Below are 25,623 nucleotides of genomic sequence, written 5' to 3'. Positions count from 1 at the left end.
TAATGCTAGTCAAACAATCGCACCGGCCCCATCCCCGCCGCTCTGCGCGCTGATCTGAGTTCACCGTCTGCCCCGTGGGCGCAGCAGGTCAGCTTCACTCATACGGCATTGTGCTGCCCGGTCCCATCTCTTGCCCGGTGTGTCAGCCTGCACTTCCTGTCTGAATCTGGAGTAAATATGTTGAGTCGGTTTTCTATCCGTCAGCGTCTGATCGCTGTGATGGTTGTACTTGGTTTGCTAGCGGTATTACTAGGGGGTATGGGGATCGCCGGGCTACGCTCGGTGAACCGTGACCTGCGTGAAGTGAGTACCAATGCCATGCCGTCGGCGCTGGCCATCGACAAGGCGCAGATAGCCATCATGCGTGCCCGCCTGTCGCTCGACCGGGTCACCCTGCATCCCGACAGCGCCGATGCGGAGAAGACGCTGCAGCGTGCTAGCGATTACCTGAAACAGTCGGATGCGGCATGGGCCGAATATCTGGCTCTGCCGGCCGATGCCCAGGAACAGGCACTGGCGGCCGAGATGACGGCACGGCGTCAGGACTTTCTGAACCAGGGTGTGCAGCCGCTGATCAGCGCGCTGCGTGCAGGCGACAAGGACAAGGCTGTCCAGCTGACCATGACGGTGATGGTGGAGCGCTTTACCCGGCTGCAGGAAGCGGCCACGGTGCTGACCGAGTTCCAGTCGACCAATACCCAGAAAGATTTTGCCTCGAGCCAGAAGAATTACCAGCTGCAAATCTGGCTGACGGGCGGCATAGGCGTGCTGCTGGTGCTGATGATGGTGCTCGGCTCAGTTTCGCTGCTGCGTTCCATTCTTGGCCCGATCGAAGGCCTGATGCGGCATTTCCGCCAGATTGCCGAGGGCGACTTGTCCGGCCATATCCACGTGCAGGGACAGGATGAAATGAGCGTGCTGCTGCGCGGTCTGCAGGGCATGCAGGACAAGCTGGCCGTAACCGTGCGCGAAGTGCGCGACGGCGCCAGCACCATCGCCGTGGCGTCGAGCGAAATCGCGGCCGGTAATCTGGACCTGTCGCGCCGCACCGAGAACCAGGCCGCAAATATCGAAGAAACGGCATCGTCGCTGGAAGAGCTGACTGCCACCGTCAAGCACAATGCCGAGAATGCCCAGCAGTCTAACCAGCTGGCACGCGAAGCGGCCACGGTGGCCGAACGGGGCGGCCAACTGGTGGGCCAGGTGGTCAGCACCATGGACGAGATCCGCGCGTCGTCGACCCGCATCGCCGATATTATCGGGGTGATCGATGGCATCGCCTTCCAGACCAATATCCTGGCGCTGAATGCCGCCGTGGAGGCGGCGCGGGCCGGCGAGCAAGGACGCGGCTTTGCCGTGGTGGCGTCGGAAGTACGCAGCCTGGCGCACCGTAGCGCCGATGCGGCCAAGGATATCAAGGCCCTCATCAGCGCTTCGGTGGAGCGGGTCGATGCGGGCAGTGCGCTGGTGGGCGAGGCTGGCAGCACCATGGTGGATATCGTCCGTAGCATCCAGCAGGTGGCCGCCAATATGCAGGAAATCAGTTCGGCCGGCCGCGAGCAGGAAGCCGGCATCGAACAGATTAACCATGCCGTCGGCGATCTCGATGCGCTGACCCAGCAGAATGCCGCGCTGGTGGAGCAGGCCGCTGCCGCTTCGCAATCGTTGAACGAGCAGGCCGAGCGCCTGTCGGCGGCCGTGGCGGCATTCCGGCTCGAGCAGTCTGGCGCCCAAGCGGCCCGCCGGGGCCAACCGGCGCGCGCGCTGCTGCAGGCCTGAGCCGGGGGCGGTGGTTGAGCCGCCCCGCTTAATCGAAATATAATGGGGGCCATTTTCCTACTGGTCCCCTTATGACGTCCTTGCCGATGCGCCGTATCGCGGTGCTGATCCCTTGCTATAACGAAGCAGCTACCATCGCCGCGACGGTGCAGGCCTTCCGTGCCAGCCTGCCGCAGGCGCAGGTCTATGTGTTCGATAATAATTCGCAGGACGACACGGCCGGCATAGCCCGTGCCGCCGGCGCACTGGTGCGCCACGTATCGGAACAGGGCAAGGGCAGTGTGGTGCGGCGCATGTTTGCCGATGTCGAAGCCGATGCCTATGTGATGGTCGATGGCGACCATACCTATGATGCGCAGGTGGCGCCGCAGCTGGTACAGCGGCTGCTCGACGACGGGCTGGATATGCTGGTGGGCAGCCGCGTGAGCGAAGAGCAGGCGGCCTACCGCTTCGGCCACCGTTTCGGCAATGCCCTGCTGACGGGCGTGGTGACAGCGCTGTTCGGGCGCAGCTTTACCGATATCCTGTCCGGCTACCGGGTGTTCTCGCGCCGTTACGTGAAGTCGTTTGCGGCCCATTCCACCGGCTTCGAAATCGAGACGGAACTCACCGTGCATGCGCTGGAATTGCGCATGCCCGTGGCAGAAGTAGCGACCCGCTATGGCGCCCGGCCGGAAGGCTCGTTCAGCAAACTGAATACCTATCGCGATGGCTGGCGCATCCTCGGCACCATCGCCCGCCTGTTCAAATCGGAAAAGCCGCTGGCCTTCTATACGCTGGCGGCCAGCGCTTGCGCGTTGCTGTCGCTGGTGCTGGCGTGGCCGCTGGTGCTGACTTATCTGCAGACAGGGCTGGTGCCACGCCTGCCCACGGCCGTGCTGTGTTCTGCCCTCATGCTGTTCGGTGTGATGCTGGCTGTGTGCGGCATCGTGCTCGATGCCGTGACCAAGGCGCGCATCGAGCAGAAGCGCTTTGCCTATCTGGCCGTTGCGCTGGCGCCGCCCCATGCGTAGCAATCTGCAGCAGTTATTGCGCTTTGCCTTCAACGGTGTGCTGGGCTGCGCGGCCGATGTGGCCGTGCTGTATCTGGCCATGCTGGCCGGTGCCAATTTCTATTCGGGCCGGGTGCTGTCTTTTCTGTCCGCCGTGTGGCTGACCTGGCGGCTGAACCGGCGCTACACGTTTGCTGCCAGCGGCAGCAGCGCGTGGCGCGAGTGGTGGCGCTACCTGACCGTGATGCTGGGCGGCGGCGCCGTCAACTACGGCGTTTCCAGTCTGCTGGTACATAGCCTGCCCGCGCATTTCTGGCTGCCCGCGCTGGCCGTGGCCGTGGGCTCGCTGGCCGGCATGTCGGTGAACTTCATCGCGGCGCGTTATTTCGTGTTTACCCAGAAACCTCAGGAGTAGTCCGTGCTGACTCTGTTCCAGCGGCTGGAGGCGTGGTTTGTACGCCGCAGCGCCATCTTGTCCCATCCCCGTGCGCCCTACTATGCGGCGCTGATCGTGCCGCTGCTGCTGGGTCTGCAATCGCTGCTGCTCGGGCAGGATGATGGCTGGGATATGCGCAACTACCACCTGTACAACCCGTATGCGCTGCTGAACGGCCGGCTGGCCATCGATTTCTCGCCGGCCGGTTTCCAGAGTTATTTCAATCCGCTGCTCGATCTGCCGTACTACCTGCTGACGCGCTATGCGCCGGCGCCGCTGGCCGGTTTTGTCTTCGGCTGGCTGCACGGGCTGAACTTCATTCCGCTCTCGATGATGGCGCGCCAGTTGCTGCCGGGGCGCCAGCGGGTGGCTTTGCTGCTGGCGCTGGCGGGCTGTCTGGGCGCGGGCTTTTTGTCCGAGCTGGGCAACAGCATGGGTGACAATCTGACGGCGCTGCCGCTGTTGTGGGCATTGGCGCTGCTGCTGCGCCATGGTGCGACAGCCAGCGTGCGCATACTGCTGCTGGCGGGCTTGCTGATGGGCGCGGCGGCGGGGCTGAAACTCACCAATATCAACTATGCGGTGGCGCTGTGTCTGGCATTGCTGGTGTGGCCGCAAGCGTTCTGGCGCCGCATCGGCCAGGCTTGGTGGTTCGGCGTCGGCGTGCTGGCCGGGCTGGCCGCCACGGCCGGCTACTGGTGGGCCAGCATGTGGCGGCTGTATGGCAATCCGTTATTCCCCCAGTTTAATGACATCTTCCGCAGTCCGCTGGCGGCACCGCTGGGCGTGCTCGATATCGGCCATTTGCCGCACACCCTGACGGAAGCACTGTTCTGGCCTTTCATCTTCACGCGCGATATCGCCCGCATTGCCGAAGTGCCGTTGCGCCAGCTGATCTGGCCGCTGCTGATGCTGCTATTGGTGGCATATGCCGTGCGTCTGCTGTGGTGCCGCTATCGCACTGCCAGCGTGACGGCGACGCAAACTGCTCCTGACATGGCCTGCATGCCGGTCGCGCTGACGCCGGCCGCGCGCGTGCTGCTGGTGTTCGTGCTGCTGGCCTACCTGATCTGGCTGAAGCTGTTCAGTATTTACCGCTATCTGGTGCCGCTGGAGCTGCTGGCGCCCTTGCTGGTCTGGCTGCTGTGCCATGGGCTGATGTCGGCGGCACGGGCCCAGCGCTGGGCTGGCTGGGCGCTGGCTGTGTGCGTGCTGTACACACTGCCGTTCGTCACCTGGGGGCATGGCGGCTGGACGGCGCAGGCCTTCCGCGCCGAAGCGCCGCAACTGGCGCAGCCGCAGGCCAGCGTGGTCTACATGGTGCGCACGCCGATGGCATGGCTGACCCGTTTCTTCCAGCCGGAAGTCGCCTTCATGGCCATAGGCAGCGGCTTCCCCGAATCACCGGCCTATCTGCAGCGCCTGCAAGCGCAGGCCGCAGCGCGCACGGGCCAGCATTATGTGATGCTGCCGGCTGCCGTGAACATCCGCCAGAGCGGTGCTGATCGCAAGCTGGCGCTGGCCCGTGCGCTGGGCCTGACGGCCAGCGCGGCCGACTGTGCGCGGCTCGATGGCTGGCTGCGCAAAGTACGCTTTCAGGTAGAAGTGCAGACGCTGGCAGCGGCGGACGCCGCCGCGTCAGGGCAGGCCTGCACGCTGGTGCTGCAGGCCCAGTATCGGCTTGATCTGGCCGCCGAAGACGGGGCGCTGCAGGCCGAAGTGCAGCAGCATCTGGCCCATTACGGGCTGGCCCTGCAGCCGGCCGGCTGCCGCAACTATCCGGCCTATGTGGGCACGGAAGCCCATCCTTACCGCCTGTGCCCGGTGCAGCGGCTGCCGTGAGCGCAATATCGGTGGCCCAGGCGGCTAGGCTGTTTTTTGGCACGGTGGTGTGAAAGCGCGTTATAGTCTGGCTCGCACGAAATGTTTCACCGGCAGTTTTCCTTGCTTCCCTATCCCGTTATGGAGGTGTGAGATGTCGTTCGTTCGTCCTTGCATAGCCCTGCTTTCGACGCTGCTGCTGGCCTTGCCCGCTGCGGCCCAGCAACCGAGTTATGGTGCACCAATTACACTGGAACTGGCCAAGAAGACTGCTGCCGGCGCTGTGGCTGAGGCACGCAAGCTGAAGCTCAATGTGGCGGTCGCCGTGGTCGATACCCATGGCACGCCCGTGTATCTGGAAGTGCTGGATGACACCATGACGGCCAGCCCCAACTTCGCTTTTCAGAAAGCCCGCACGGCGGCCATGATGCGTCGTCCCAGCAAGGCGCTGGAGGATGGGATTGCCGGTGGCCGCAATGCGCTACTGAGCTTGCCCGATCTGCTGATGATAGAAGGCGGCGAACCGATACTGCTCAACGGTAAGCTGGTCGGTGCTATCGGCGTGTCCGGCGGCGCCAGCGCGCAGGACGGGCAGATCGCCCGCGCCGGCGTAGAGGCCAGCCGCTAGCGCGGCCACCGCACGATCTGGTGGCCGCCTGCTGGTTGCGCTGCCTTATCTACCTGATCCAGTCAGGACGGGATTAGAAGTTGAAGCGGGTCGCGACGCTGAGGGCATTGGCGTCGGAATACAGGCGCGCATATTCAATCGAAACAGCGCTCGAATGCGTGATCTGATAGCTGAGACCAGCACCGAAACTGGCGCTGCTCTTGGAGCTGGAGTCCGAGATGCTGCCCAGGCTGACCTTGACCTTGCCACTGGTGGCGCCAAATATGCCATAGACGGACAAGGCTTCATCGATAGGCTGGCTCCATTTGGCATAGACGCCGGCCAGCCGGTTGAATTTCACGTGGAAGTCTGCACCCATGAGGTTCATGGTGTCGCTGCCGACGCCGCCAGCCACACGGGCTTCAAGCGCGACGTGCTGGTTGAAGTCGTAGCCGAACACGGCGCCCAGCGTGGATGGCGACACATCATCCCCGGCGCTCATGAGGTTCTTGACGGTCACGCGCGCATAACTCGCGCCAAGGTATGCGCCGCTGCCTGCAGGACGGCTGGTTTGTGCACAGGCTATTCCTGCCGCCGTGATCAGGACGGTGGTGGCAACTATTTTTTTTAACATATTTCTGCTTTCTGTCTGGGTGGGTCTGATGCTGTCATAGCGGGCGGATAGTACATGAGTGAATAAATTGCGAATCTCTACAATTGTCACTAGCGCTAAAAATCGGGCGTTAAAAGTCAGTTATGCGGACCTGCACCAACCGAAAGCGTGCAGGCAGTGCGTATGAACGTTAAGTGAGTTGATCTATATCAGCACGCTCAGATGCTGGGCTGGATGGGCAGCCGGGCCAAGTAAGCGGCGCTCTTCCAGCTTTCTAACTGTATGAAAGAATTTTCATCTGGACATGATTTGCAGTTATATAATCATCAATCTTAACTTTCTTACAGGGGCTATCAAGAGTGAAGCTAATTACTGCCATCATGCTCAGCGCCGGCATACTGTCGCCCGCGTTTGCCACCACCACGGCTGCACCGGCCGCTGCTGCTGCTGCCAAGGCCGCGCCCGTTAAAGTCACATCTGTTGAAGGCATTACCGAATACCGTCTGGCCAATGGCCTGCGCGTGCTGCTGTTCCCTGACGCCAGCAAACCTACCCTGACCACCAACATCGTCTACATGGTCGGTTCGCGCCACGAGAACTATGGCGAGACGGGCATGGCGCACTTGCTCGAACACCTGCTGTTCAAGCCGACCGCCAACTTCGGTATCAAGAAAGGCACTAAGTCGCCGGTGGAAGTGCTGAACCAGATCGGCGGCCGCTTCAACGGCACCACCTGGTATGACCGCACCAACTACTTCGCCACCTTCCCCGCCAATGACGACAATCTGAAGCAGATGCTGGCGCTGGAAGCCGATCGCATGGTGAATTCGCCGATCAGCCAGGACGACCTGTGGAATAACAAGACCCAGAAGGGTGAAATGACGGTGGTGCGCAATGAGTTCGAGCAGGGCGAGAGCGATCCGCTCGATGTCACGCTGGAGCGCACCATGGCGGTGGCGTTCGACTGGCACAATTACGGCAAGTCCACCATCGGTGCGCGCTCCGATATCGAAGGCGTGAGCGTCGATCGTCTGCGCGCGTTCTACCAGCGCTACTACCAGCCTGACAACGCGATTCTGATGGTGGCGGGCCGCTTCGATGAAAGCAAGGTGCTGGCCCAGATTAACGAATTGTTCGGCAAGATCCGCAAGCCTGCCCGCGTGCTGGTGCCGACCTACACCAGCGAACCGACCCAGGATGGCGAACGCTTCGTCAACATTCGCCGCAGCGGCGGCACCCAGTTGCTGGCCACCGGCTACCACGTCGCACCGGCCAGCCACGTTGATGCTGCCGCACTGCAGGTGCTGGGAAAAATTCTGACCGATGCGCCGAGTGGTCGTCTGCACAAGGCGCTGGTCGATAGCAAGCTGGCCTCTAACGTGCTCCAGATGGATCTCAACCAGATGGAACCGGGCTACCATCTGTTCGGCGCCGTGGTGCCGAAAGAAGTATCGCTGGCAACGGTGGAAGAAGCCATGCTGAAGACACTGGAAGATATCAAGGCTAATCCGATTACGGACGCCGAGGTGGCGCGCGCCAAAGTGGCCATCGCCAAGGAAATCGACCAGATCGTCAATGACACGGCACGCTTCACCATCGCTCTGACGACGGCGCAGGCAGCCGGCGACTGGCGTCTGTTCCACCAGCGTCGCGATCAGGTGGAAGCCATCGATGCTGCTGCCGTGCAGGCCGCTGCGGTGAAGTATCTGAAGGCCTCCAACCGTACGCTGGCACGCTTTATCCCGACCGACAGCGCCGACCGCACGGAAGTGCCGAAAACGCCGGACATCGCGGCACTGGTCAAGGACTACAAGGGCCGCGCCGTGATCGCGCAGGGCGAAGTGTTCGACCCTAGCCCGGACAATATCGAGCAGCGTGTGCAGCGTTCCGCGCTGGCCAATGGCATGAAGCTGGCGCTGCTGTCCAAGAGCACCAAGGGCAATACCGTCAGCGCCACTGTGCATCTGCGCATGGGCACTGCCGCTAGCCTGCAAGGCAAAGCAGCCATCGGTCAAATGACGGCGGCGCTGCTGATAGACGGCACTGCGCGTCTGTCGCGGCAGGAAGTCAAGGATAGCTTCGACAAGCTCAAAGCCAATGTGAATGTCTCCGGTGGTGCGGAAGGCATCACGGCCAGTGTCACTACCACGCGCGAGAATCTGGCGGCAGCGCTGGATCTGCTGGGCGAGTCGCTGATGCATCCGGCCCTGAGCGAGAAGGACTTCTCCGAGCGCCAGCGCGAATCGATTGCGGAAACCGAGCAGCAGATGACGGAACCGCAGCCGCTGGCCAGCGTGGCGATGCGCCGCCTGACCAACCCCTTCCCGCAGGGCCATGTGCGCTATGTGAAGACGCTGCCGGAACAACTGGCGGAAGAAAAAGCCGTGACGCTGGAGCAGGTCAAGGCCTTCCACAAGGCTTATTACGGGGCCGCCTCCGGCAGCCTGTCGGTAGTGGGTGACTTCGATGTGGCAGCGGTGCAGGCACAGGCGGCCAAACTGTTCGGCAACTGGAAAGCCGAGCAGGCCTATGTGCGTATTCCTGCTGAAATGAAGCCGGTGGCGGGCCAGCAGGTGACGCTGGAAACGCCGGACAAGGCCAACTCCGTGCTGCTGGCGATACAGCCGGTACCGCTGAAGGATGATGCGGCCGTGTATCCGGCTCTGCTGATGGGTAACTATATGCTCGGTGGCGGCGCGCTGCGCAGCCGTCTGGCCGACCGTATCCGCCAGAAGGAAGGCCTGTCTTACGGTATCGGTTCGCAGTTGTCGGTGCCGTCGCGTGATCCGGCCGGTCTGTGGCTGGCCTTCGCCATCAGTGCACCGCAGAACACCGTCAAGGTGGAAGCGGCGCTGCGCGAAGAAATCGACAAGGTACTCAAGGAAGGCTTCACCGAGGCAGAACTGGTCGACGCCAAGAAGGCATGGCTGCAATCGCAGCAGGTCAGCCGCACCAGCGATAACGGTCTGGCTAACCGCCTGTCGAACTATCTGAGCTTTGGCCGTACCATGGCCTTCGAGAAGGATCTGGAAGCCAAGGTCAGTGCGCTGACGCTGGCACAGGTCAACGAAGCGCTGCGCGCCAACCTGAAGCCGGAAGCCATTTCGGTGGTCAAGGCGGGCGACTTCGCCAAAGCCGCCGCTGCGGCTCCCGCCGCAGCACCGGCACCGGCCACCAAGCCTTAAGCCGGATCAGCCGCAGCGCATGTCCTAGCGTATGCGCTCGCGGTTGAGGGTGTAGCGCGTCACGCGTTCTTCCAGTACGTTGACGCCTATGCCCGGCCCCATGGGCATGGCGATATAGCCATCGTCGGCCAGCACTACCGGCTGGTCGACGATGTCTTCCTTGAAGTAGCTGGCCGTTTCGGCCGTATCGCCCGCCAGCGTGAATCCCGTTGCCGCCTGCAACTGGATATTGAAGGCGCGGCCTATGCCTGTTTCATCCATCCCGCCCGACCACACGCCCACACCGGCCTGCTCGCACAGCGCCGCAATGCGCAGCGATTCGATCATGCCGCCCACCCGTCCCTGTTTGATATTGATGATGCGTGCCGCATCGAGCGCCAGCGCCGAGCGCGCATCGTCGAGGTCATGGATGGATTCGTCGAGACACAAGGGCGTGCGCAGTTGCTGCTGCAGCGCGGCGTGCTGCACGATGTCGCTGTAGGACAGCGGCTGTTCTATCATGGTCAGATTGAAGGCATCGAGCTGGCGCAATATGGGCGCATGTTCCAGCCCGTAGTCGCCATTCGCGTCGGCCATCAGCGAGATATCGGGATAGGCAGCGCGCACGGCCGCCACCCACTCCACATCCTTGCCCTGCATGATCTTCAGCTTGACGCGGTGGTAGGGGCGGCGCAGCGCATCGCTCACGGCTTCCAGCAGTGCTTCGATAGATGGCTGTATGCCCAGCGCCACGCCGGACTGGATGGGGCGTGGGCTCAGTCCCAGCAACTGGTGCAGCGGCACGCCCTGCTGGCGTGCGATCAGATCGAGCAGGGCGTTTTCCAGCATGGCCTTGGCCATGCCGTGGCCACGCACAGGGCTCCAGCTAGCCAGCAATTCAGCCAGCGTCTGGCCCGGCGTGAGCAGCGGCAGCAGGAAATCCTTGAAGATATGCCGCACCGTCTGGGTAGTTTCGCTGGCGTAGAACGGATCGGGATCGGCCACGCATTCGCCCCAGCCCACCACGCCGCCCGATTCGAGCCGCAGCAGCAACGCTTCCTTGGCCGCCCAGGTATGGACGCTGGTGGAGAACGGCCGCAGGTATGGGATGCGTACCGTGATCAGGTCGATCCGGTCGAGCGCCGGCACGCGCGCCTGCGCGGCGGGGGAAACGGGAACAGGGCAGTGCAGATAGTGTGGATTCATGGTGAGCCAGAAGTTAAGCGAAAATCAGCAGATCAGTTATAGCCATACAGTACGGCAAATGCCACCATGCCCATGGACATGAGCAGGATCAGCAACTGGAAGCGCCAGATGATGCCGAACCAGCGCGTCCATGGCACACCGGCTACGCCGAGCGTGGCCATCAGGATGGCGCCGGTCGGTACGCTCATATTCGCCATGGCATTGCCTAACTGATAGGCCAGTACGGCCGTCTGGCGCGTGACGCCCACCAGATCGGACAGGCCGGCCATCAGCGGCATATTGATGGCCGCCTGCGCGCTGCCGGAGTGGATCACGAACGTAAACGCCGTCTGCACGGCCAGCATGCCTTGTGCCGCCAAGATCGGCGGCCAGGTTTCCAGCATGGTGCCCATGCTGTGCAGGAAGGTGTTGAGCACGGAAGGCGCGTGCGGATTGGAGCCGCCCAGCAGATACTCGATGCCCTTGGCCATGGAGATCACCAGCACGGCCGGCATCAGTTGCTGGGCGCCGTTGATGAAGGCTTCGGCTGCACCATCGGCCGTCAGGCGTTTGGCGCAGATTGCGATCAGCGCCGTGTAGCAGCATAGCGTGACGAACTGGGTGGCGATTTCCGGTATGAAGTAGCCGGCCGCCACCACGCCCCAGACGATCCAGATGATGGTGGCGACGATGCCGGCCAGGATAAGGCGGTCGGCTGCGGTCATGCTGGCGCTGGCCAGCGCGGCAGGTTGGCCAGCCTCGGCGCCGGTGCTGGCGCTGGCGTGAGCGTCAACGGGGGCGCTGTTGTCCGTCGCAGCAGCGTGGTCTGGCAATGGCTGCGGCTTGCGGTGGCGCTCGGCGTACCACAGCGTGAAGGCAATGCCGGTGCTGACGAAGATTACGAACATCACGATGCGCAGCGGTGCGCCCGACAGCAGCGGCACGTTGGCGATGCCCTGTGCCAGCGCTACGCCGAAAGGATTCATCCACGAAGTGCCGAAGCCGATCTGGCTGGCCACATAAGTCATCATCACGCCCACTTCGGGCGGATAGCCCATGCGCCGGATCAGCGGCAGCAGCAGGGCCAGAAAGGCAATGGTTTCTTCGCCCATGCCAAACACGGCGCCACCAGCCGCGAAGGCGGCGAACAGGCTGCCCAGCAGCAGGCGCGGATGGTCGCCCGTGATGGCGATCAGGCGCAGCAGGCCGCGATCGACCGCGCCGCTGGCGTTGATGACGCCGAAGGCGCCGCCCACCAGCAGGATGAAGGCGATCACGCCGATGGCCGAGCCGGTGCGGCTGCCCGAGGTCATGCCCTCGAACGGCGCATTGAACAGACCGACCTCTTTGCCGCTGGCGAACCACGCGATATGGATGTTGTGCTCGGCCACGCGGTAGGAATCGAGCGAGATGGCCACGCCTTTTTCGAAATAGCCAGCCGGCACCCAGGGCACCAGCAGGGCCACGAACAGGGCGATGAACAGCAGAATGATCAGGGTGTTGGGAACTTTGAAGCGGCTAGCGGGACTGCTCATGGCAAGGGTCTCGGCGGAGTCTAGGCTGAATAAGGAGGCGCCCTGCCTGCCATGCGTACAGCAGCATGACAGGACAGGGCGCCGGAGGGGGACTTAGAATTTGTACTGCAGGTTAGCGAAGAACGAGCGGCCGCGTGGATCGCCGTAGGTCGGGTCCCAGGTCACTTCGAAGTAGCGCGACTGGTTGGTGAACGGAGGCGCCGTATCGAACATATTGATCACGCCAGCGCGCAGCTTGAGGTTCTTGCTGAACGCATAGCTGCCGGTCAGATCCCACAGCGAATAGGCTTTCACATCACGGTCATTCCAGCCCGGATCGGCCAGGCCAGGAATGTTCTGGTCGCGGTAGCTGGAGAAGAAGGTGTTACCCAGCGTCATACTGATCGGACCCTGAGTCCAGTCAATATTCAGCTTGTGACGCCAGCGCTGCACGGCCTTATCGTCGCGGAACACGCCCAGACCATCGGTCATCGGCGAGTTAGGATCGGACTGGAATTTGTACTCGGTGATCAGCGTGCCATTCAGGCTGGCGCTGAAGCGGCCCATGGAGGTGGCGTCGCCGTGCCAGTTCAGGCCGATGTCCAGACCGGAGGTGTTGAGCTTACCGCGGTTCTCTTTCTTGAACTGCAGGTAGGACACGGCACCATCGCTATCCCGCACCACGATCTTCGGATCGTTGTAGTAGACCGGGTTGTCGAACACGGTCTGCTCGCCGATTTCCGAAATGATGTCGGTCTTGCGGATGATCCAGTAGTCCAGACTGGCGTTCCAGTTCTTGTTCGGTTCCAGTACCAGACCGGCCGAGAACTGCTTGGATTTTTCCGGTTTCAGATTCGGGTTGCCGTAGCGGTCCAGATCGAACTGGGCGATTTCGCCGGAGATCGGATCTTTCACGAAGCTGGCGGTCGTACCCGAGCGCACCGGCAGGAACAGTTCCGCAATCGATGGTGCGCGGAAGCCCGTACCATACGAAGCGCGGCCCAGTACTTCCTTGTTAGGACGGTAGCTCACGGCCACTTTAGGATTGGTGGTCTTGAGTTCCGGCGCGGTCAGCTTGGTGAGCGGATCGTAGACGGCTTTGTAGCGGTCGTGACGGATCGCGAACTGGCCTTCCCACTCCTTGCTGAACGGTGCATTGATCTCGGTGTAGAAGCCGGCGATATCGCGCGAGTTGGACGAATCGGCCAGCAGTTCGTCCGAGCTGGAACGGTCGCCCTGCACGTCGTTGGTACGCAGTGCGTCGGTCGAGGTGAAGGAAGTTTTTTCACGACGCAGTTCGCCGCCGATCGCGATCATGGCGTCACCGCCACCGAGTGCCATCAGCGAGTGGGTCAGCTTGCCGTCGACGCTGTCGCTGGTGCCTTTGGAAATACGGGCAGCACCGGTGATCTTGATCGAGTTCATGAACTTGCGGCCAGCATCATCGGTGGCAGGTACAAACGGGTTGTAGGCACCGCTGGCGATACCGGCCAGCAGTTTGCTGCGCGAGACCCAGCCATCGATATCCAGGTCGGTCGCCTTGTTTTCGCTGTGGTTGTAAGCCGTATCGTATTCCCAGCCTTGTACTTTGCCGGTCGCGCCGATCACGAAGCGGGAGGCTTTACTGGTCACTTCCGAGGTACGGCGACCTGCATCGGTCAGACGGAAGCGGAAGTTGATCGGCGTGGTGATGCCGGTCTGGGCCTGCAGTGCGGCTGGCAGATAGATGCCGGTGCTGGTACCGTTGATGCTGCCCGAAGTGGCTGGCGAAGCGGCGTACTGGGTTTTGGCTTCGCTCACCAGTGCTTCGGCAAACAGCAGATGGTCTTCGGCCAGCTGGAAGGTGGCGCGGCCGATAAAGCTCTGCTTCTTCGACTCCGGATAGACTTCCGAATCTCCCATGTAGTTGAACGAGCAGCCTTCCGTGCCGCCAGGGCCAAGCGGACGCACCACGTTCGGGCTGCCGTCGACGCAGGAGGATTTGCCGAAGTTGACGCGGCGGCCAGGCGAAGGCAGCCACGTGCCGCCGGGGCCGGAGCCCTTCAGGTAGCTGGATTTGTTCAGCAGGGCCAACTGGGCTGCCGTCAGGTCGACGTTGGCCGGGAAGGTGGTGCTGGACAGTTGTGGCGACAGGCGGTCCGGCAGGCTGTATTCCTGCATGAACTTGCGCTGCGAGCTGGCCAGACGGTCAGTCTTCTGCAGGTCCAGTGCGCCGAAAATGTTGAAGCGGTCGGTGCTCAGATCACCATAGCCGCCCGACAGCGAAGCCGATTGCTTGCCGCCGCCGCCTTCGCCCGTGCGCAGTGCGTACACGCTGATATCGCCGCCCTGATAGTCTTTGCGCGTGATGAAGTTGATTACGCCGCCCATGGCGTCGGTGCCGTAAATGGCCGATGCACCATCTTTGAGTACTTCCACGCGCTGGATGGCGCCAGCCGGGATGTTATTCAGGTCGACGCCGGAGTTGTCGCCGGGGCTGGCGAAGTTGGCCATGCGGCGCCCGTTCAGCAGTACCAGCGTGCTGGAAACGCCCAGACCGCGCAGATTGGCGCCGTTGAAGCCGCGCTGGCCACCCATTACGTCGGACACGCTGGCGCCGTCGGTCAGGCCACCCACGTTGGAGGAGATTTTCTGCAGCAGTTCGGCTGCGGTGGTCACGCCGGACTTGTCGATGTCTTCGCGCTTGATGATTTCCACCGGCAGCGCGGCTTCGCCTTCGATGCGCTTGATGCTGGAGCCGGTAATCTCCACGCGCTGCATGGTTTGCGCTTGCGCGTTCAAGCTCATGATGCCCAGCGCGATCAGTACGGCATGGGTACAGCGGGAGCGGCGGAATGCAGACGCCTCGTGCTTGCTAGGTGTTTTCATGCGATCAGTCCTCTGAAGTGGGTATTTATACGCAAGCAGGTGCTTGCGCCGCCCGGGTTGGTGTACTTATGGAACAGTTTCAGTGTATGCAGCCCAGCCCGGCTTGCGCACGTCGGACCTGGTACGGGTCGCTCTGTGTAAAAGCCGTGTCGCATTGTTGCAATGTAATCAGTAATCATCTGTTGCGGACTTCCGACAGTGCGACATGCAATTGCCAATGTGCGCAAATGGCGGCCTGATCTGGGCAATCAGCGCGGGATCGGTGGCAACATAGGCGCCAATTCCATTGTTGTGAAAGGCTGCCGCTGTGAAATCCGTGTCGCTACTGCTGCTGTGCGCAGCCCAATTGACGGCGCAATTGCTGGCCGGTTCCGCGCAGGCCGAGGAGTCGGCAGCGGCGCTGGCGTTCCAGCCCGTGGCCGGCACCGTGATCCCCATGGGCGGCGCCGTGCGCGATAACAATGAAGCAGTGCGCCAGCGGCTGGTGCAACTGGCCGGTGGCACGGCGGCGCGCTTCGTGGTGATTCCAACTTCTTCGTCGCTGCCCGAAAGTTCGGGGAAGAATGCTGTGGAGCAACTGCGCCGCCGTGGTGCGCAGGCGGAGCTGCTGAAAATTTCCCCGATGTGGAAAGGCGAAACGCTGGAATCGGCCCGCCGCGCTGCGGCTGATCCTGAAAATATCGAGAAGATCCGCAATGCGACGGCGGTGTTCTTTACCGGCGGTGCACAGGAACGCACGGCCGATGTGCTCAATCCGGGCGGTGTGGCGTCGCCAGTGCTGCAGGCGGTGCGCGAGCTGCAGGCACGCGGCGGCGTGATCGCCGGCAGTAGCGCTGGTGCGGCCATCATGAGCAGCGTGATGTTCCGCGATGCGCTCAACCCTGTGCAGGTGATGAAGGGCGTGATGCGCGATGGTAAAGAGATCGAACGGGGGCTGGGCTTCGTCGGCGACCAGTTGTTCATCGACCAGCACTTCCTCAAGCGCGGGCGGGTAGGGCGCATGCTGGCGCTGATGCTGGCCAAAGGCTACAAGGTGGGGCTGGGCGTGGATGAAGACACGGCCGCCATCATCCACGGCAGCGAGATCGAAATCGTGGGGGCCAGCGGGGCGCTGCTGGTGGATCTGCGTCAGGCCAAGCGCGAGCCGGGGCCGGTGCACGTGAAGAATGTGCGGATTTCCTACCTCGATAACGGCGACCGCTACGATCTGGCCAAGCTGCAGGGCAAGGTGCACGCGGCCAAGCAGGCGCACGGCGAGATCAAGTTCCGCCAGCCGGGCTTTGTGTCGGATCTGGAAAATATCCGTCCGGCCTATACCGATATGCTGGGCGAAAATACCATATTGCGCGCGCTGACCCAGCTGGTGGATGGTCCGCGCGACCATATACGGGGCATCGCCTTCGATCTGGAACAGCTGCCCGATGCACCGGTGGCCGATCCTGCGCCGGAGCTGGGTTTCGAATTTATCCTGCGGCGTGACGAACACACGCATGGCTGGGATAGTGCAGGACTCGACGATAATGAGTACTCTATCTTCGATGCGCGGCTCGATGTGCGGCCTATCCGCATCAAGGTTCCCTTCTATCAGGCGTGGAAATGAAATCAGCATTCAGTCTGGCGGCGTTGCTGCTGTGTGCACAGGCACAGGCACAAGCACCAGCACCAGCACCAGCACCCGCACCACAGTCGTTGACCTTGCATTCAGCGCTGGACGCCGGTGCCAGCAAGGTTTTGCCGCAAGTAGTGAGCTGGCGGCGCGAGCTGCACGCCCACCCCGAGCTGGCTTTCCATGAGCGCCGCACGGCGGATCTGGTGGCCGGCGAGCTGCAGCGCATGGGCTATAAGGTCACGCGCGGGCTGGCTGAAACAGCCGTCATCGGCCTGCTGGAAACGGGCCGTCCCGGCCCCGTAGTGGCATTGCGCGCCGATATGGATGGCCTGCCCGTGACGGAAGAAACTGGCCTGCCATACGCCTCGCGCGATAAGGCGCAGTCCGGCGGCAAGGAAGTCGGCGTGATGCACGCCTGCGGCCACGATATGCACATGGCCATGCTGCTCGGCGCAGCACGGGTGCTGGCCGATATGCGCGGCCAGCTGCCCGGTTCGATCAAGCTGGTGTTCCAGCCGGCCGAGGAAGGCGTGGCGAATGAGCCGAATGGCGCCGAACGGCTGGTCAAGGCGGGCGTGCTGGAAAACCCCAAGGTGTCCGCCATCTTCGGTCTGCACGTGGGCATTACGCCGCAGCCGACCGGCACCATCTCGACCCGTGCCCGCGGGCTGATGGCCAGCAGCGATACCTTTGAAATTGCCGTGCAGGGCCGCCAGACCCATGGTGCGCTGCCGTGGAATGGTGTCGATCCCGTAGTGGTCGCGGCGCAGATCGTGCTGGGCCTGCAGACCATCGTCAGCCGCCAGACCAATCTGACCACGGCGCCTGCCGTCATCACGGTGGGAACGCTGCACGGTGGCCAGCGCGCCAACATCGTGCCCGGCGAAGTGAAAATGAGCGGCACCATCCGCAGCTTCGATCCGGCTGTGCGCGAACAGTTGCTGGTGCAGATCAAACGCACGGCCGAGCATCTGGCCGCATCGGCCGGTGCTACGGCGCAGGTGAGCTTCGATGCCGGCTATCCCGTCACATGGAACGATCCGGCACTGACAGCGCAGATGCTGCCTAGCCTGCAGCGCGTGGCCGGTGCGCAGCTACACAGCGATGTAGCACCGAGCACCACCTCGGAAGACTTCTCGTACTACGGCCAGCATGTCCCTGCTATGCTGTTCTTCCTCGGTGTGAATCCGGCTGGTAGCGACCCTGCCCAGTGGGCGGCCAACCATTCGCCCCGTTTCAACCCCGACGAAGCAGCTTTGCTGACGGGCGTACGTGCGCTCGCCAGTCTGGCTGCCGACTATCTGACTACCCACCCGACTGCACACTGAAAACTCCCATGGAACAGATCAATATTGCGCTGCCATCCCCCGCTGCCGGTACCACCCGTAGCCTGAGCTATCTGCGTTTTGGCCAGCAGGGTCAGGGCCCCAAGGCTTATATACAGGCTTCGCTGCATGCGGATGAACTGCCCGGCATGCTGGTGGCCCACCACCTGCGTACGGCATTGACCCAGCTTGAGCAGCAGGGACAGATGCTGGGCGAGGTGGTGCTGGTACCGGCCGCTAATCCTGTAGGGTTGGCGCAGACGCTGCTGGGCACCAGTCAGGGCCGTTTCGATCTGCGTACGGGGCAGAATTTCAACCGCATGTTCCACAATCTGTCGCAGGATGTGTGGCAGCGCGTACAAGGCCAATTGGGACAGGATGAGCAGGCCAACCAGCAGCTGATCCGTGCCGCCATCCGTGCCAGTCTGGCCGATGGCCAGCGCGATCTGGCAGCCGCCGATGAACTGTCGGCCCAGCGGCTGGCGCTGATGCGGCTGGCCGCCGATGCCGACGTGGTGTTGGACCTGCATTGCGATTGCGAATCGCTGCTGCACCTGTACGCGGGTACGCCCTTGTGGGATAGGGTGGCACCGCTGGCCGGCCTGATCGGCGCCCACGTGGCCTTGCTGGAAACGGAATCGGGCGATGACCCCTTCGATGAAGCCTGCTCGCGCATCTGGTGGGATATCGCTGCGCTGGCCGGCGAGCAGTTCCCCATACCGCTGGCCTGTGTGGCCGTAACCATCGAACTGCGCGGCTTCATCGACGTCGATCACGCCACGGCGGCCAAGGATGCCGCCGCCATCCTCGACTACCTGCGCCTGCAGGGCATCGTCGCGGGCGAGTTGTCTCAGCCTGTCCCGGCGGCTTGCGAGCCGACTCCGCTGGCCGGCTGCATGCCGGTGGCAGCACCGGCGGCCGGGCTGGTGGTGTACCTGCGCGAGCTGGGTAGTACCGTGCGTGCGGGTGAACCGATTATCGATCTGATCGATCCCGTCAGCGGCAGCGTGCAGCAGTTGCTGGCGCCCGTGGACGGCTATTACTTTGCCCGCGAAAACCGGCGCTACGTCGGTCCGGGTACGCGCCTGAGCAAGATAGCGGGCAAGGTCGCACTGCGCAGCGGCCCGCTGTTGTCGGCTTAAAAGGGCAGGGCGGTTTTAGGATAAACAGTATGGGTACACCCTGTTCGATTGCACTGATATTGCTACCCGGCTTTTCGCTGTTCACGCTGGGCGCAGTGCGCTCCGTGTTCGCGCTGGCCAATGAGGTCGAGGGCGAACCTTTGTACCGGCTGCGCCAGTACAGCGCGGAAGGCGATTCGGCCAGCACACTATGCGGCCTGACGCTGGCCGCCGAGCCGCTGGAGCAGCTACACGCCGAGCAGGGCGGGCTGCTGTTGCTGATCGCCGACGAGCGCTCCGACGAGCGCCTGGGCGTGGCCGCCAACCACCGTCTGGCCCAGTTGCTGCAGCGCTTCGGGCAGGATAGTGGCTGGACCGTAGGCGCCAGTGGCACGGGCGCGCAACTGCTGGCCCAGCACGGGCTGCTGGATGGCTACCGCGCTGCCATCGACTGGCAGATACAGGCCGAAGCCGCCAAGCGTTATCCGGACCATGTATTCACTACGGGGCTGTTCGAAATCGACCGTAACCGCATCAGCGCCGGTGCCGGCGCTGCCGTGACGGACATGCTGCTACACTGGCTGGGCAAACGCCATGGCAGTATCTTTGCGGCCGAAGTGGCAGTGGCGCTGGGGCTGGAGCGCATGCGCGGTGGTGACGAACGCCAGCCCGTGCCGGCTTCTTCGCAGCCGGCCGTCGGTTCGGCGCGGCTCAAGGATGCGCTGGAACTGATGGCGGCCAATCTGGCCGAGCCACTGCCGGCGGAAGATATCGCCCAGCTGGTAGGCGTATCGCGCCGTCAGCTCGAGCGCCTGTTCCGCCAGCATCTGGACACTTTACCGTCGCGCTACTACCTCGAGCTACGCCTCAAGCATGCGCGCCGCCAGCTCAAACAGACTACCCTGTCCATCCTGCAGGTGGGGCTGGTGTGTGGCTTCACCTCGGGTTCCCATTTTTCCACCACCTACCGCAACTATTTTGGTTACACTCCGCGGGAGGAGCGCGCCCGGCATACCATGCCGCTGGTCGAGACTGACAATGCCGGAGAGGACATCGAATGAATCACATGGATTACCTGCTACGTCCGGCCACCCTCGATGACCTCGACGTCATCGAAGAATTTTCCCGTGCCGCGACCTTCAGTATCCGTACCCTGAAGCCGGACCGTGCACGGCTGGCCGCGCGCATAGAGCGCTCGCTCAAGGCCTTTGCCGGCGCGGAGCCGCCGAATGGCGACGAGCTGTATCACTTCGTGCTGGAAGATTTGCAGGCGGGGCGTGTGGTGGGCACCAGCGGCATCGTGGCCAGCGCTGCCTCGAACGGGCGCTTCTATTGCTACCGCAATGAGTTCCTCGTGCACGGCAGCGAGGAACTGGGCATCACCAACCGCGAGCATACGTTGCGGCTGTGCGAAGACCTGTCCGGCCATACCTTGCTCAGTTCTTTCTACATCGAGCCTGAATACAGCGATACGCTGGCACCGCAGTTGCTGTCGCGCGGCCGCCTGCTGTTCATCCGTAACTATCCTCACCTGTTCGCCGAGCGCATAGGTGCGGAAAATCCCGGCCTGTGCGATGACGAGGGCCATAGCCCGGTGTGGGATGCGCTCGGTCACCGCTTCTTCAAGATGCCTTTCCCCGAAGCGGAGCAGCGCACGGGCGGGCGTTCCAAGAGCTATATCGCCGAGCTGATGCCGCGCAATCCCGTGTATGTCTCGCTGCTGGCCAAAGACGCCCAGTGGGCCATGGGCCAGTTGCATCCCGATGGCGAGCTGCCGTTCGGCATACTGGTGGCGGAAGGCTTCGATGTGGATTCCTATGTCGACATCTTCGATGGCGGGCCGATCGCGGAAGCGCGCGTGGCCATGCTGCGCAGTGTCGTGTCGGCGCAGGATGTAGCGCTGCATAGTGCCAGCGGCGCTGCGGGGGAAACCTGTATGGTGGCGAATATGGAACGTGCCAGCTTCCGTGCCACAGTGGCGCGCGGCGAGTTCCTCGACGAGAGTCTACAACTCGCGGATAGCGCTATCGCACGGCTGGGCTTGAAGGATGGCGCCTCTGCCTGTGCCGTACGGCTGGACTAGGCGCTTGCCCCTATAGCTGGATTGGGGATGCTGAGACAGCAGGTAGGGGCAGTTCGGGACATTGATTGTTGAAGTTGACGATTTTCATATAACTTTCCTTTTTGCCAATGGTGAAAAGGATGAGACATTGTTGCCCGCGCCGGTGTCATCTCAAGTTTGATTCGGCCTGATCGGGTAATTATTCAGCATTGAGAATCGTCATTATTTCGTGATCTTGTCGATACTTCTTCTTCAGCTTAAGAAAATAGGCATCGATCCCTCGACATTGCCCGTAGTTCTCACAGTCGTTTTTCCATTGGGCGAGGTAGCGTACATCTGCTGGCGGTTTCTGGCCTTGTTCATCTGCGCCGCGTTCACGACAGTCATTCGACCACATTTCGACTTTCATCGATCGGATCTCCTCGCCTTGGGTGTGGACTCGCAAGCACCGGTTACCCTTGATGTATTGCAAAACACAAAGAGACTTGCCAACGCTACAGTAATCGACCTCCGAATAGCCGCTCTGGACCAGCATACGATCCAAGCCCATATACTCACCGGATGCGAGATGGGAGTGTGGATCAGCCTGCCAACCCGCGGCGATGAGACGAGCCTGAGCTTTAACGAAAGATTCTCCGACTTGTAGCATCGTGGAATTGGCAAGAGCGATTGAGGCGAAACCAACTAGCATCGCGATTACGATTGGAATAGTCTTCACTTGGTCGTTCCACCAGCATCTTTGTACGCCGCTGCGAAGCGTTTAAACTCCACGTAGGGTTGGTTATGGCGACCGGCTTTTCCTGGGCCTTCCGGGAGTGCAGCCCAAAGTTTTGATGCCTGAGAAACGCCGGCCTCAATGTCGCCGTCCTTTATCTTGTCAGTGATGCCGAGGCCGCTCAGCATTGAAACTGCAATGAGGTCTTGGGTTTCCGGCGTGAAGTCCTTTAGACCCATACGACGTTCTCCATGGTCCTGCCAAGTAGCCTTGTTGATTTGGTACATACCAGAAGCTGTGGTGACGCCATCTCTTCCTGGACCTGGGTGTGTTGAGTAGTCGGTGAAACGCCAAGGATCTTTTTTCTTTCCCTTGACTGCGCCATATTTGAAGTCATAGCCGCCGCCTTCCGCGTCGGCGATTGCCTTGAGAAAAGCTTGAATATTCGCGTTCTTTAAGTGTTCCCTGTTTTCCGCCAATCGCTGTTCCTTTTTTCGTTTGATACGTATCTGCTTGGCGTTGTCATCTTCACGCGGAGTAGTCTGTCGGGTCGCGCGAAGATGGAGGGTACGGCCAGAGGGGGATGTAATTGCTGTAGTCATCTGATCCTCACGCGTAAATATCAACAGACTCGGCCGCGACAGTGGCAGCCAACAGGTGGGTTTGTCCCCTTGCGTCCGTGATGCCGTACTCAAGGTTTCCGTTTGCCCGCCTTATCGCATACTCAGTGTTCGGTATAGGCAGATCGGTTTCTTCATCGAATAGGACAAATTTTTCGTCAAATGTCGAATATGCGCTGGGCCTTGCCAATGTGGCTGAAAATACTGCGGCTTCTTCTTCGCTGAAGCCGCTGACATTCTGGCATCTGAGCGTTTGATTCGGCACGAGCCGTGGGGGCGAGGGACATCCGCAGAGGCAGAGGTCGTTTTCTAGAGCTACCTTCTTTCCGTTCCATAGCTCCGGAATGCGAGGCTCAATACATTTTATCTTTCCTTGGGATTTGCAGGCAGGGCAGATAATCAGGTCGCCTTCGAGAGCTATCGGGATACGGTTGATGCTGCCATTGCTAGATGCTAAAACCACCGTCCCGCCTGCGGTAGTGGTTGCTCCTAGCGTAATCGTGTATCGCTTCATTAGTGGTTTTGTCCACGGGGAAAATGAAGTTTCGAAAATAGGGGATTTCGTAAGACCGTGATTTGTGCAAACGCAGTTGACATGCGGATAGCGGCGAAATCGGTGCGAGTCGGGCGCTAGAACTCGCCGACAGTGGAGCGGGAACGAGAGCTTTGGGTGTTGAAAATAAAAAAACGCCGACCTGCATGGATCGGCGTTTTTATTTTAATTCTTGGTGGCCCGGGGCGGAATCGAACCACCGACACAAGGATTTTCAAGACGAAGCACTGCTCATCGCACTTTCCCTGATTCCCATACAATCAGGTATCTTCCTTGTGCGATTAGGTTGTCTAAATTGACCAGGAAGATACTGGCGATATAGGGGCTTGGGATTTCCTCTGATAGGTAAGCCGACCAACCAGTCGATGGACCGCACCCTCAAGGGCGAAAGGTCTTCTATTTTCCGTCCGAAAACCGATCATAGACAGGTGAGATTGTGGAGGCCAAAACCGCCGCGTGAGGTAAGTCGTTCACAAAATGGACTTGTTCGAGCGTAAACTTCCTGCCTTTGATGCAGCGAGGACAGTGTAGGGACAGTCGACGCTCCTCATTTTGCCTATTCTGTGCCACCTTGCCCCTACCCGACCTAAATTCTGCTTGCGGGGGGCGTGGACCAATGATCGGCGGAGGCTGCTGAAGGAGCAAAAAAAATGCTGAGCAGCCCATTAGGAGCAGCCCAGCATTTTCGTGGGAGAGGGAAACTAGGCGACGAGATTGGCCACTATCTGAGAAGTGCTGCGTAGCGTGTTCGACGACAGGTGGGCGTAGCGCTGCGTCGTCACGCTGGACGCGTGGCCCAGTAGTTGCTGCACTTGGTACAGAGACGCACCGGCATTCACCAGCAGGCTCGCGAAGGTGTGGCGGCAGTCGTGCAGTCGGCAGCGCTCAACGCCTGCGACGGCCAGAATGCGGTGCCATGCCTTCGTAGGGTTGTTCAGCGGCTTCATCGGATCTTTACCGGGGAAGATCCACGGCGAGCCGTCGATGCGCGGCGTTTCCTTGAAGATTTTGAGGGCCGCATCGTTCAGTGCGACGTGGCGGGAGCGGCCATTCTTGGTCTTCGGCAGATACAGCGACTTTTTCTCTAGGTCCAGGTGCTCATGACGGCTACGCAGCACCTCTTCGCGGCGCAGGCCGGTCAGGATGAGTGCCGAGATAGCATTTCCGGCAACGCGGTTCATGTCCAGCTGCGCTGCGGCCAAGATTTCGCGGACTTGGTCTGGCGACAGGAAACGATCCTTCTTGTTTGCCTCCTTCAGCTTCTTCATGTGGGCACATGGCGATTCGCTGATGCGTTTGTACGATACAGCCAGATTGAAGAACACGCTCAGGAGGGCGTGGATGCGATTGATCGTCGCGGGCGCCAGCTTCTCCTTCAGGTCGCCAAGCAGCAGCTGGATATCTTTCGGTGAGACGTCTGACAGGCGCTTGTTGCCGATCACTGGCAGGATGTAGTCGCGGAACTTTGCCAGGTCGTTCTTATAGGTGATCTTCGTCATCTTCGCTTGGGCCATGTAGTCCTCTACGAACTCGCGGACGAGCGGCATGTTCTTATGCTGTTGGCGCGCATCTTGTGGGTTGCCGCCTTGGTCTAGCGTTGCGCGGTGCTGCAGGGCCGCCGCACGCGCTTGCTCGATGGTCAGCGCACCGAACTCGCCGATACGCACAGCGAGCTTCTCGCCACGGTAGGTATAACGGAACCAGAAGAACTTGCGGCCGGTTGTGCCGACTTGTAACTTCAGGCCAGCAGTTTGTGGATCGGTGATTTCGTAGTTGCTGGATTTTGCGCCTTGCGCGTGAGCTGGCAATTTTTCCAGTGCCGCCTTGGTCCATTTATTTGTAGTCGCCATGTAGATGCCTTTCTTGATGTGAGTGATTCGTGTACCTAGTTCTTGGGTTGGGTCGTTTCGGGCATTCGCAGGTCGGGATAACCACCAAGCTGAACCTTCATGAATTTGCCTTGATGGCAAATCCAGATGGCTTTGCGACCAGCTTCATCGCTTGGTATTTCAGAGCCAGCGAACTCACCATCTGGCGCGTACATGGCTAGCGCAGCCATGGCAGCCGGAAGCCAATCGAAGGGATCAGAGTCCACTTCAGGTTTCTCTCGATTCATTTTTTTCTTCGCTCCTATGAGAACCAACAAATGCGTTGATAAGTAGGACTATATGGATTGAAATGACCTGGTGCATATGAAGAAATCCCCGCAATATCAATAGCTTGCGCTTGGAGCTGTGAATCGCGGCGTTAGCGAAGGACGTTCCCCTGCCAAACCGTTTTTCGAATTACGAATTTGTCTAATTCCACTGATGGGATGCGACGTTCCTTCAACTCTTCCGAGGTCGAGAACCGAGTCTTCCAAGTCCTAGGAACAAGGTGGAGCCTGGCCATTCCTGAATTTGCATAGCGCTAGCGCAGGCGTCGAGTAATGAGTGGTGAGGTGTTTCGGAGCGAGACCGCAGTCCCAGTTTCTCGGTCCATTCTCGGCATTTGGCCCGCACAGCGACCTTACGGCTTCGGGGGGGAATAAGGCGGGCATAGCGATAGGCTGCGCTCGGTCGGCGGGAGCTATTGGCTACACGGCGACCGGGCGACACATGGATGTCACAATGAGCACAAGCCGAAAATGCAGGGCTCAT

Annotated in this window: 20 protein-coding genes; 11 read left to right on the top strand and 9 right to left on the bottom strand. The window is 61.1% G+C overall.

Annotation, left to right across the window (positions count from 1 at the left end; all coding sequences use genetic code 11):
- Positions 1-177: 177 nt before the first annotated feature.
- The 5 genes from GM655_RS23260 to GM655_RS18985 all read left to right on the top strand — a co-directional run bounded on the left by GM655_RS23260 (position 178) and on the right by GM655_RS18985 (position 5,656).
- Positions 178-1,779: a methyl-accepting chemotaxis protein gene (locus GM655_RS23260; protein WP_155436240.1), complete on the top strand. Its 1,602-nt coding sequence runs from the start codon at positions 178-180 to the stop codon at positions 1,777-1,779.
- Between the two features lie 71 nt (positions 1,780-1,850).
- Positions 1,851-2,792 (top strand): glycosyltransferase family 2 protein, encoded by a 942-nt coding sequence (locus GM655_RS19000; RefSeq protein ID WP_229632645.1) that lies wholly within the window; start codon positions 1,851-1,853, stop codon positions 2,790-2,792.
- Positions 2,785-3,186, top strand: coding sequence for a GtrA family protein (locus GM655_RS18995; RefSeq protein WP_155436239.1), 402 nt, complete (start codon positions 2,785-2,787; stop codon positions 3,184-3,186). The genes GM655_RS19000 and GM655_RS18995 overlap by 8 nt, the downstream gene beginning before the upstream one ends.
- 3 nt (positions 3,187-3,189) lie before the next feature.
- A complete protein-coding gene (locus GM655_RS18990; RefSeq protein WP_155436238.1) occupies positions 3,190-5,049 on the top strand; it encodes a glycosyltransferase 87 family protein in 1,860 nt (619 codons plus the stop codon).
- Between the two features lie 133 nt (positions 5,050-5,182).
- On the top strand, positions 5,183-5,656 hold the full coding sequence (locus GM655_RS18985) for a GlcG/HbpS family heme-binding protein (RefSeq protein WP_155436237.1): 474 nt from the start codon (positions 5,183-5,185) through the stop codon (positions 5,654-5,656).
- Positions 5,657-5,729: 73 nt separating this feature from the next.
- Here GM655_RS18985 and GM655_RS18980 read toward each other — a convergent pair whose 3' ends face one another.
- On the bottom strand, positions 5,730-6,269 hold the full coding sequence (locus tag GM655_RS18980) for an outer membrane beta-barrel protein (protein WP_155436236.1): 540 nt from the start codon (positions 6,267-6,269) through the stop codon (positions 5,730-5,732).
- A 338-nt stretch (positions 6,270-6,607) separates the two neighbouring features.
- Here GM655_RS18980 and GM655_RS18975 point away from each other — a divergent pair, with 338 nt between their 5' ends.
- Positions 6,608-9,433, top strand: coding sequence for a M16 family metallopeptidase (locus GM655_RS18975; protein WP_371866893.1), 2,826 nt, complete (start codon positions 6,608-6,610; stop codon positions 9,431-9,433).
- Between the two features lie 24 nt (positions 9,434-9,457).
- Here the strand turns inward: GM655_RS18975 and menC are convergent, their stop codons facing one another.
- The 3 genes from menC to GM655_RS18960 all read right to left on the bottom strand — a co-directional run bounded on the left by menC (position 9,458) and on the right by GM655_RS18960 (position 14,979).
- Entirely contained in the window at positions 9,458-10,618 is a 1,161-nt protein-coding gene (gene menC / locus GM655_RS18970) for an o-succinylbenzoate synthase (protein WP_155436235.1), read from the bottom strand.
- Between the two features lie 32 nt (positions 10,619-10,650).
- Positions 10,651-12,132 (bottom strand): transporter permease, encoded by a 1,482-nt coding sequence (locus GM655_RS18965; protein WP_155436234.1) that lies wholly within the window; start codon positions 12,130-12,132, stop codon positions 10,651-10,653.
- 93 nt (positions 12,133-12,225) lie between these two features.
- Positions 12,226-14,979, bottom strand: coding sequence for a TonB-dependent receptor (locus tag GM655_RS18960; RefSeq protein WP_155436233.1), 2,754 nt, complete (start codon positions 14,977-14,979; stop codon positions 12,226-12,228).
- A 316-nt stretch (positions 14,980-15,295) separates the two neighbouring features.
- Here GM655_RS18960 and GM655_RS18955 point away from each other — a divergent pair, with 316 nt between their 5' ends.
- The 5 genes from GM655_RS18955 to GM655_RS18935 are packed head-to-tail and all read left to right on the top strand — an operon-like array spanning position 15,296 to position 21,117.
- Complete coding sequence (locus tag GM655_RS18955; RefSeq protein ID WP_155436232.1) at positions 15,296-16,579, top strand: cyanophycinase; 1,284 nt, start codon at positions 15,296-15,298, stop codon at positions 16,577-16,579.
- The gene (locus GM655_RS18950; protein ID WP_155436231.1) at positions 16,576-17,916 is read left to right on the top strand and encodes an amidohydrolase; all 1,341 of its coding nucleotides are present in this window, start codon (positions 16,576-16,578) and stop codon (positions 17,914-17,916) included. Before GM655_RS18955 ends, GM655_RS18950 begins: the two co-directional genes overlap by 4 nt.
- A gap of 8 nt (positions 17,917-17,924) precedes the next feature.
- Positions 17,925-19,055, top strand: coding sequence for a succinylglutamate desuccinylase/aspartoacylase family protein (locus GM655_RS18945; protein WP_155436230.1), 1,131 nt, complete (start codon positions 17,925-17,927; stop codon positions 19,053-19,055).
- Positions 19,056-19,084: 29 nt separating this feature from the next.
- The gene (locus GM655_RS18940; RefSeq protein ID WP_155436229.1) at positions 19,085-20,095 is read left to right on the top strand and encodes a GlxA family transcriptional regulator; all 1,011 of its coding nucleotides are present in this window, start codon (positions 19,085-19,087) and stop codon (positions 20,093-20,095) included.
- A complete protein-coding gene (locus GM655_RS18935) occupies positions 20,092-21,117 on the top strand; it encodes an arginine N-succinyltransferase (RefSeq protein WP_155436228.1) in 1,026 nt (341 codons plus the stop codon). Before GM655_RS18940 ends, GM655_RS18935 begins: the two co-directional genes overlap by 4 nt.
- Positions 21,118-21,295: 178 nt before the next feature.
- Here the strand turns inward: GM655_RS18935 and GM655_RS18930 are convergent, their stop codons facing one another.
- The 5 genes from GM655_RS18930 to GM655_RS18905 all read right to left on the bottom strand — a co-directional run bounded on the left by GM655_RS18930 (position 21,296) and on the right by GM655_RS18905 (position 25,100).
- Positions 21,296-21,814 (bottom strand): hypothetical protein, encoded by a 519-nt coding sequence (locus tag GM655_RS18930; protein ID WP_155436227.1) that lies wholly within the window; start codon positions 21,812-21,814, stop codon positions 21,296-21,298.
- Complete coding sequence (locus tag GM655_RS18925; RefSeq protein ID WP_229632644.1) at positions 21,811-22,413, bottom strand: lysozyme family protein; 603 nt, start codon at positions 22,411-22,413, stop codon at positions 21,811-21,813. The genes GM655_RS18930 and GM655_RS18925 overlap by 4 nt, the downstream gene beginning before the upstream one ends.
- Before the next feature lie 7 nt (positions 22,414-22,420).
- Positions 22,421-22,945, bottom strand: a complete 525-nt coding sequence (locus GM655_RS23050) for a PAAR domain-containing protein (protein WP_229632643.1) — start codon at positions 22,943-22,945, stop codon at positions 22,421-22,423.
- 740 nt (positions 22,946-23,685) lie between these two features.
- The gene (locus GM655_RS18910; RefSeq protein WP_155436226.1) at positions 23,686-24,834 is read right to left on the bottom strand and encodes a site-specific integrase; all 1,149 of its coding nucleotides are present in this window, start codon (positions 24,832-24,834) and stop codon (positions 23,686-23,688) included.
- Positions 24,835-24,869: 35 nt separating this feature from the next.
- Positions 24,870-25,100, bottom strand: a complete 231-nt coding sequence (locus GM655_RS18905; RefSeq protein WP_155436225.1) for a hypothetical protein — start codon at positions 25,098-25,100, stop codon at positions 24,870-24,872.
- Positions 25,101-25,623: the final 523 nt, after the last annotated feature.

Source organism: Pseudoduganella danionis (genome assembly GCF_009720775.1).
Lineage (GTDB): Bacteria > Pseudomonadota > Gammaproteobacteria > Burkholderiales > Burkholderiaceae_D > Rugamonas > Rugamonas danionis.
The sequence above is the reverse complement of the archived record's forward strand: the minus strand, read 5'-3'. Positions and strand labels throughout refer to the sequence as shown.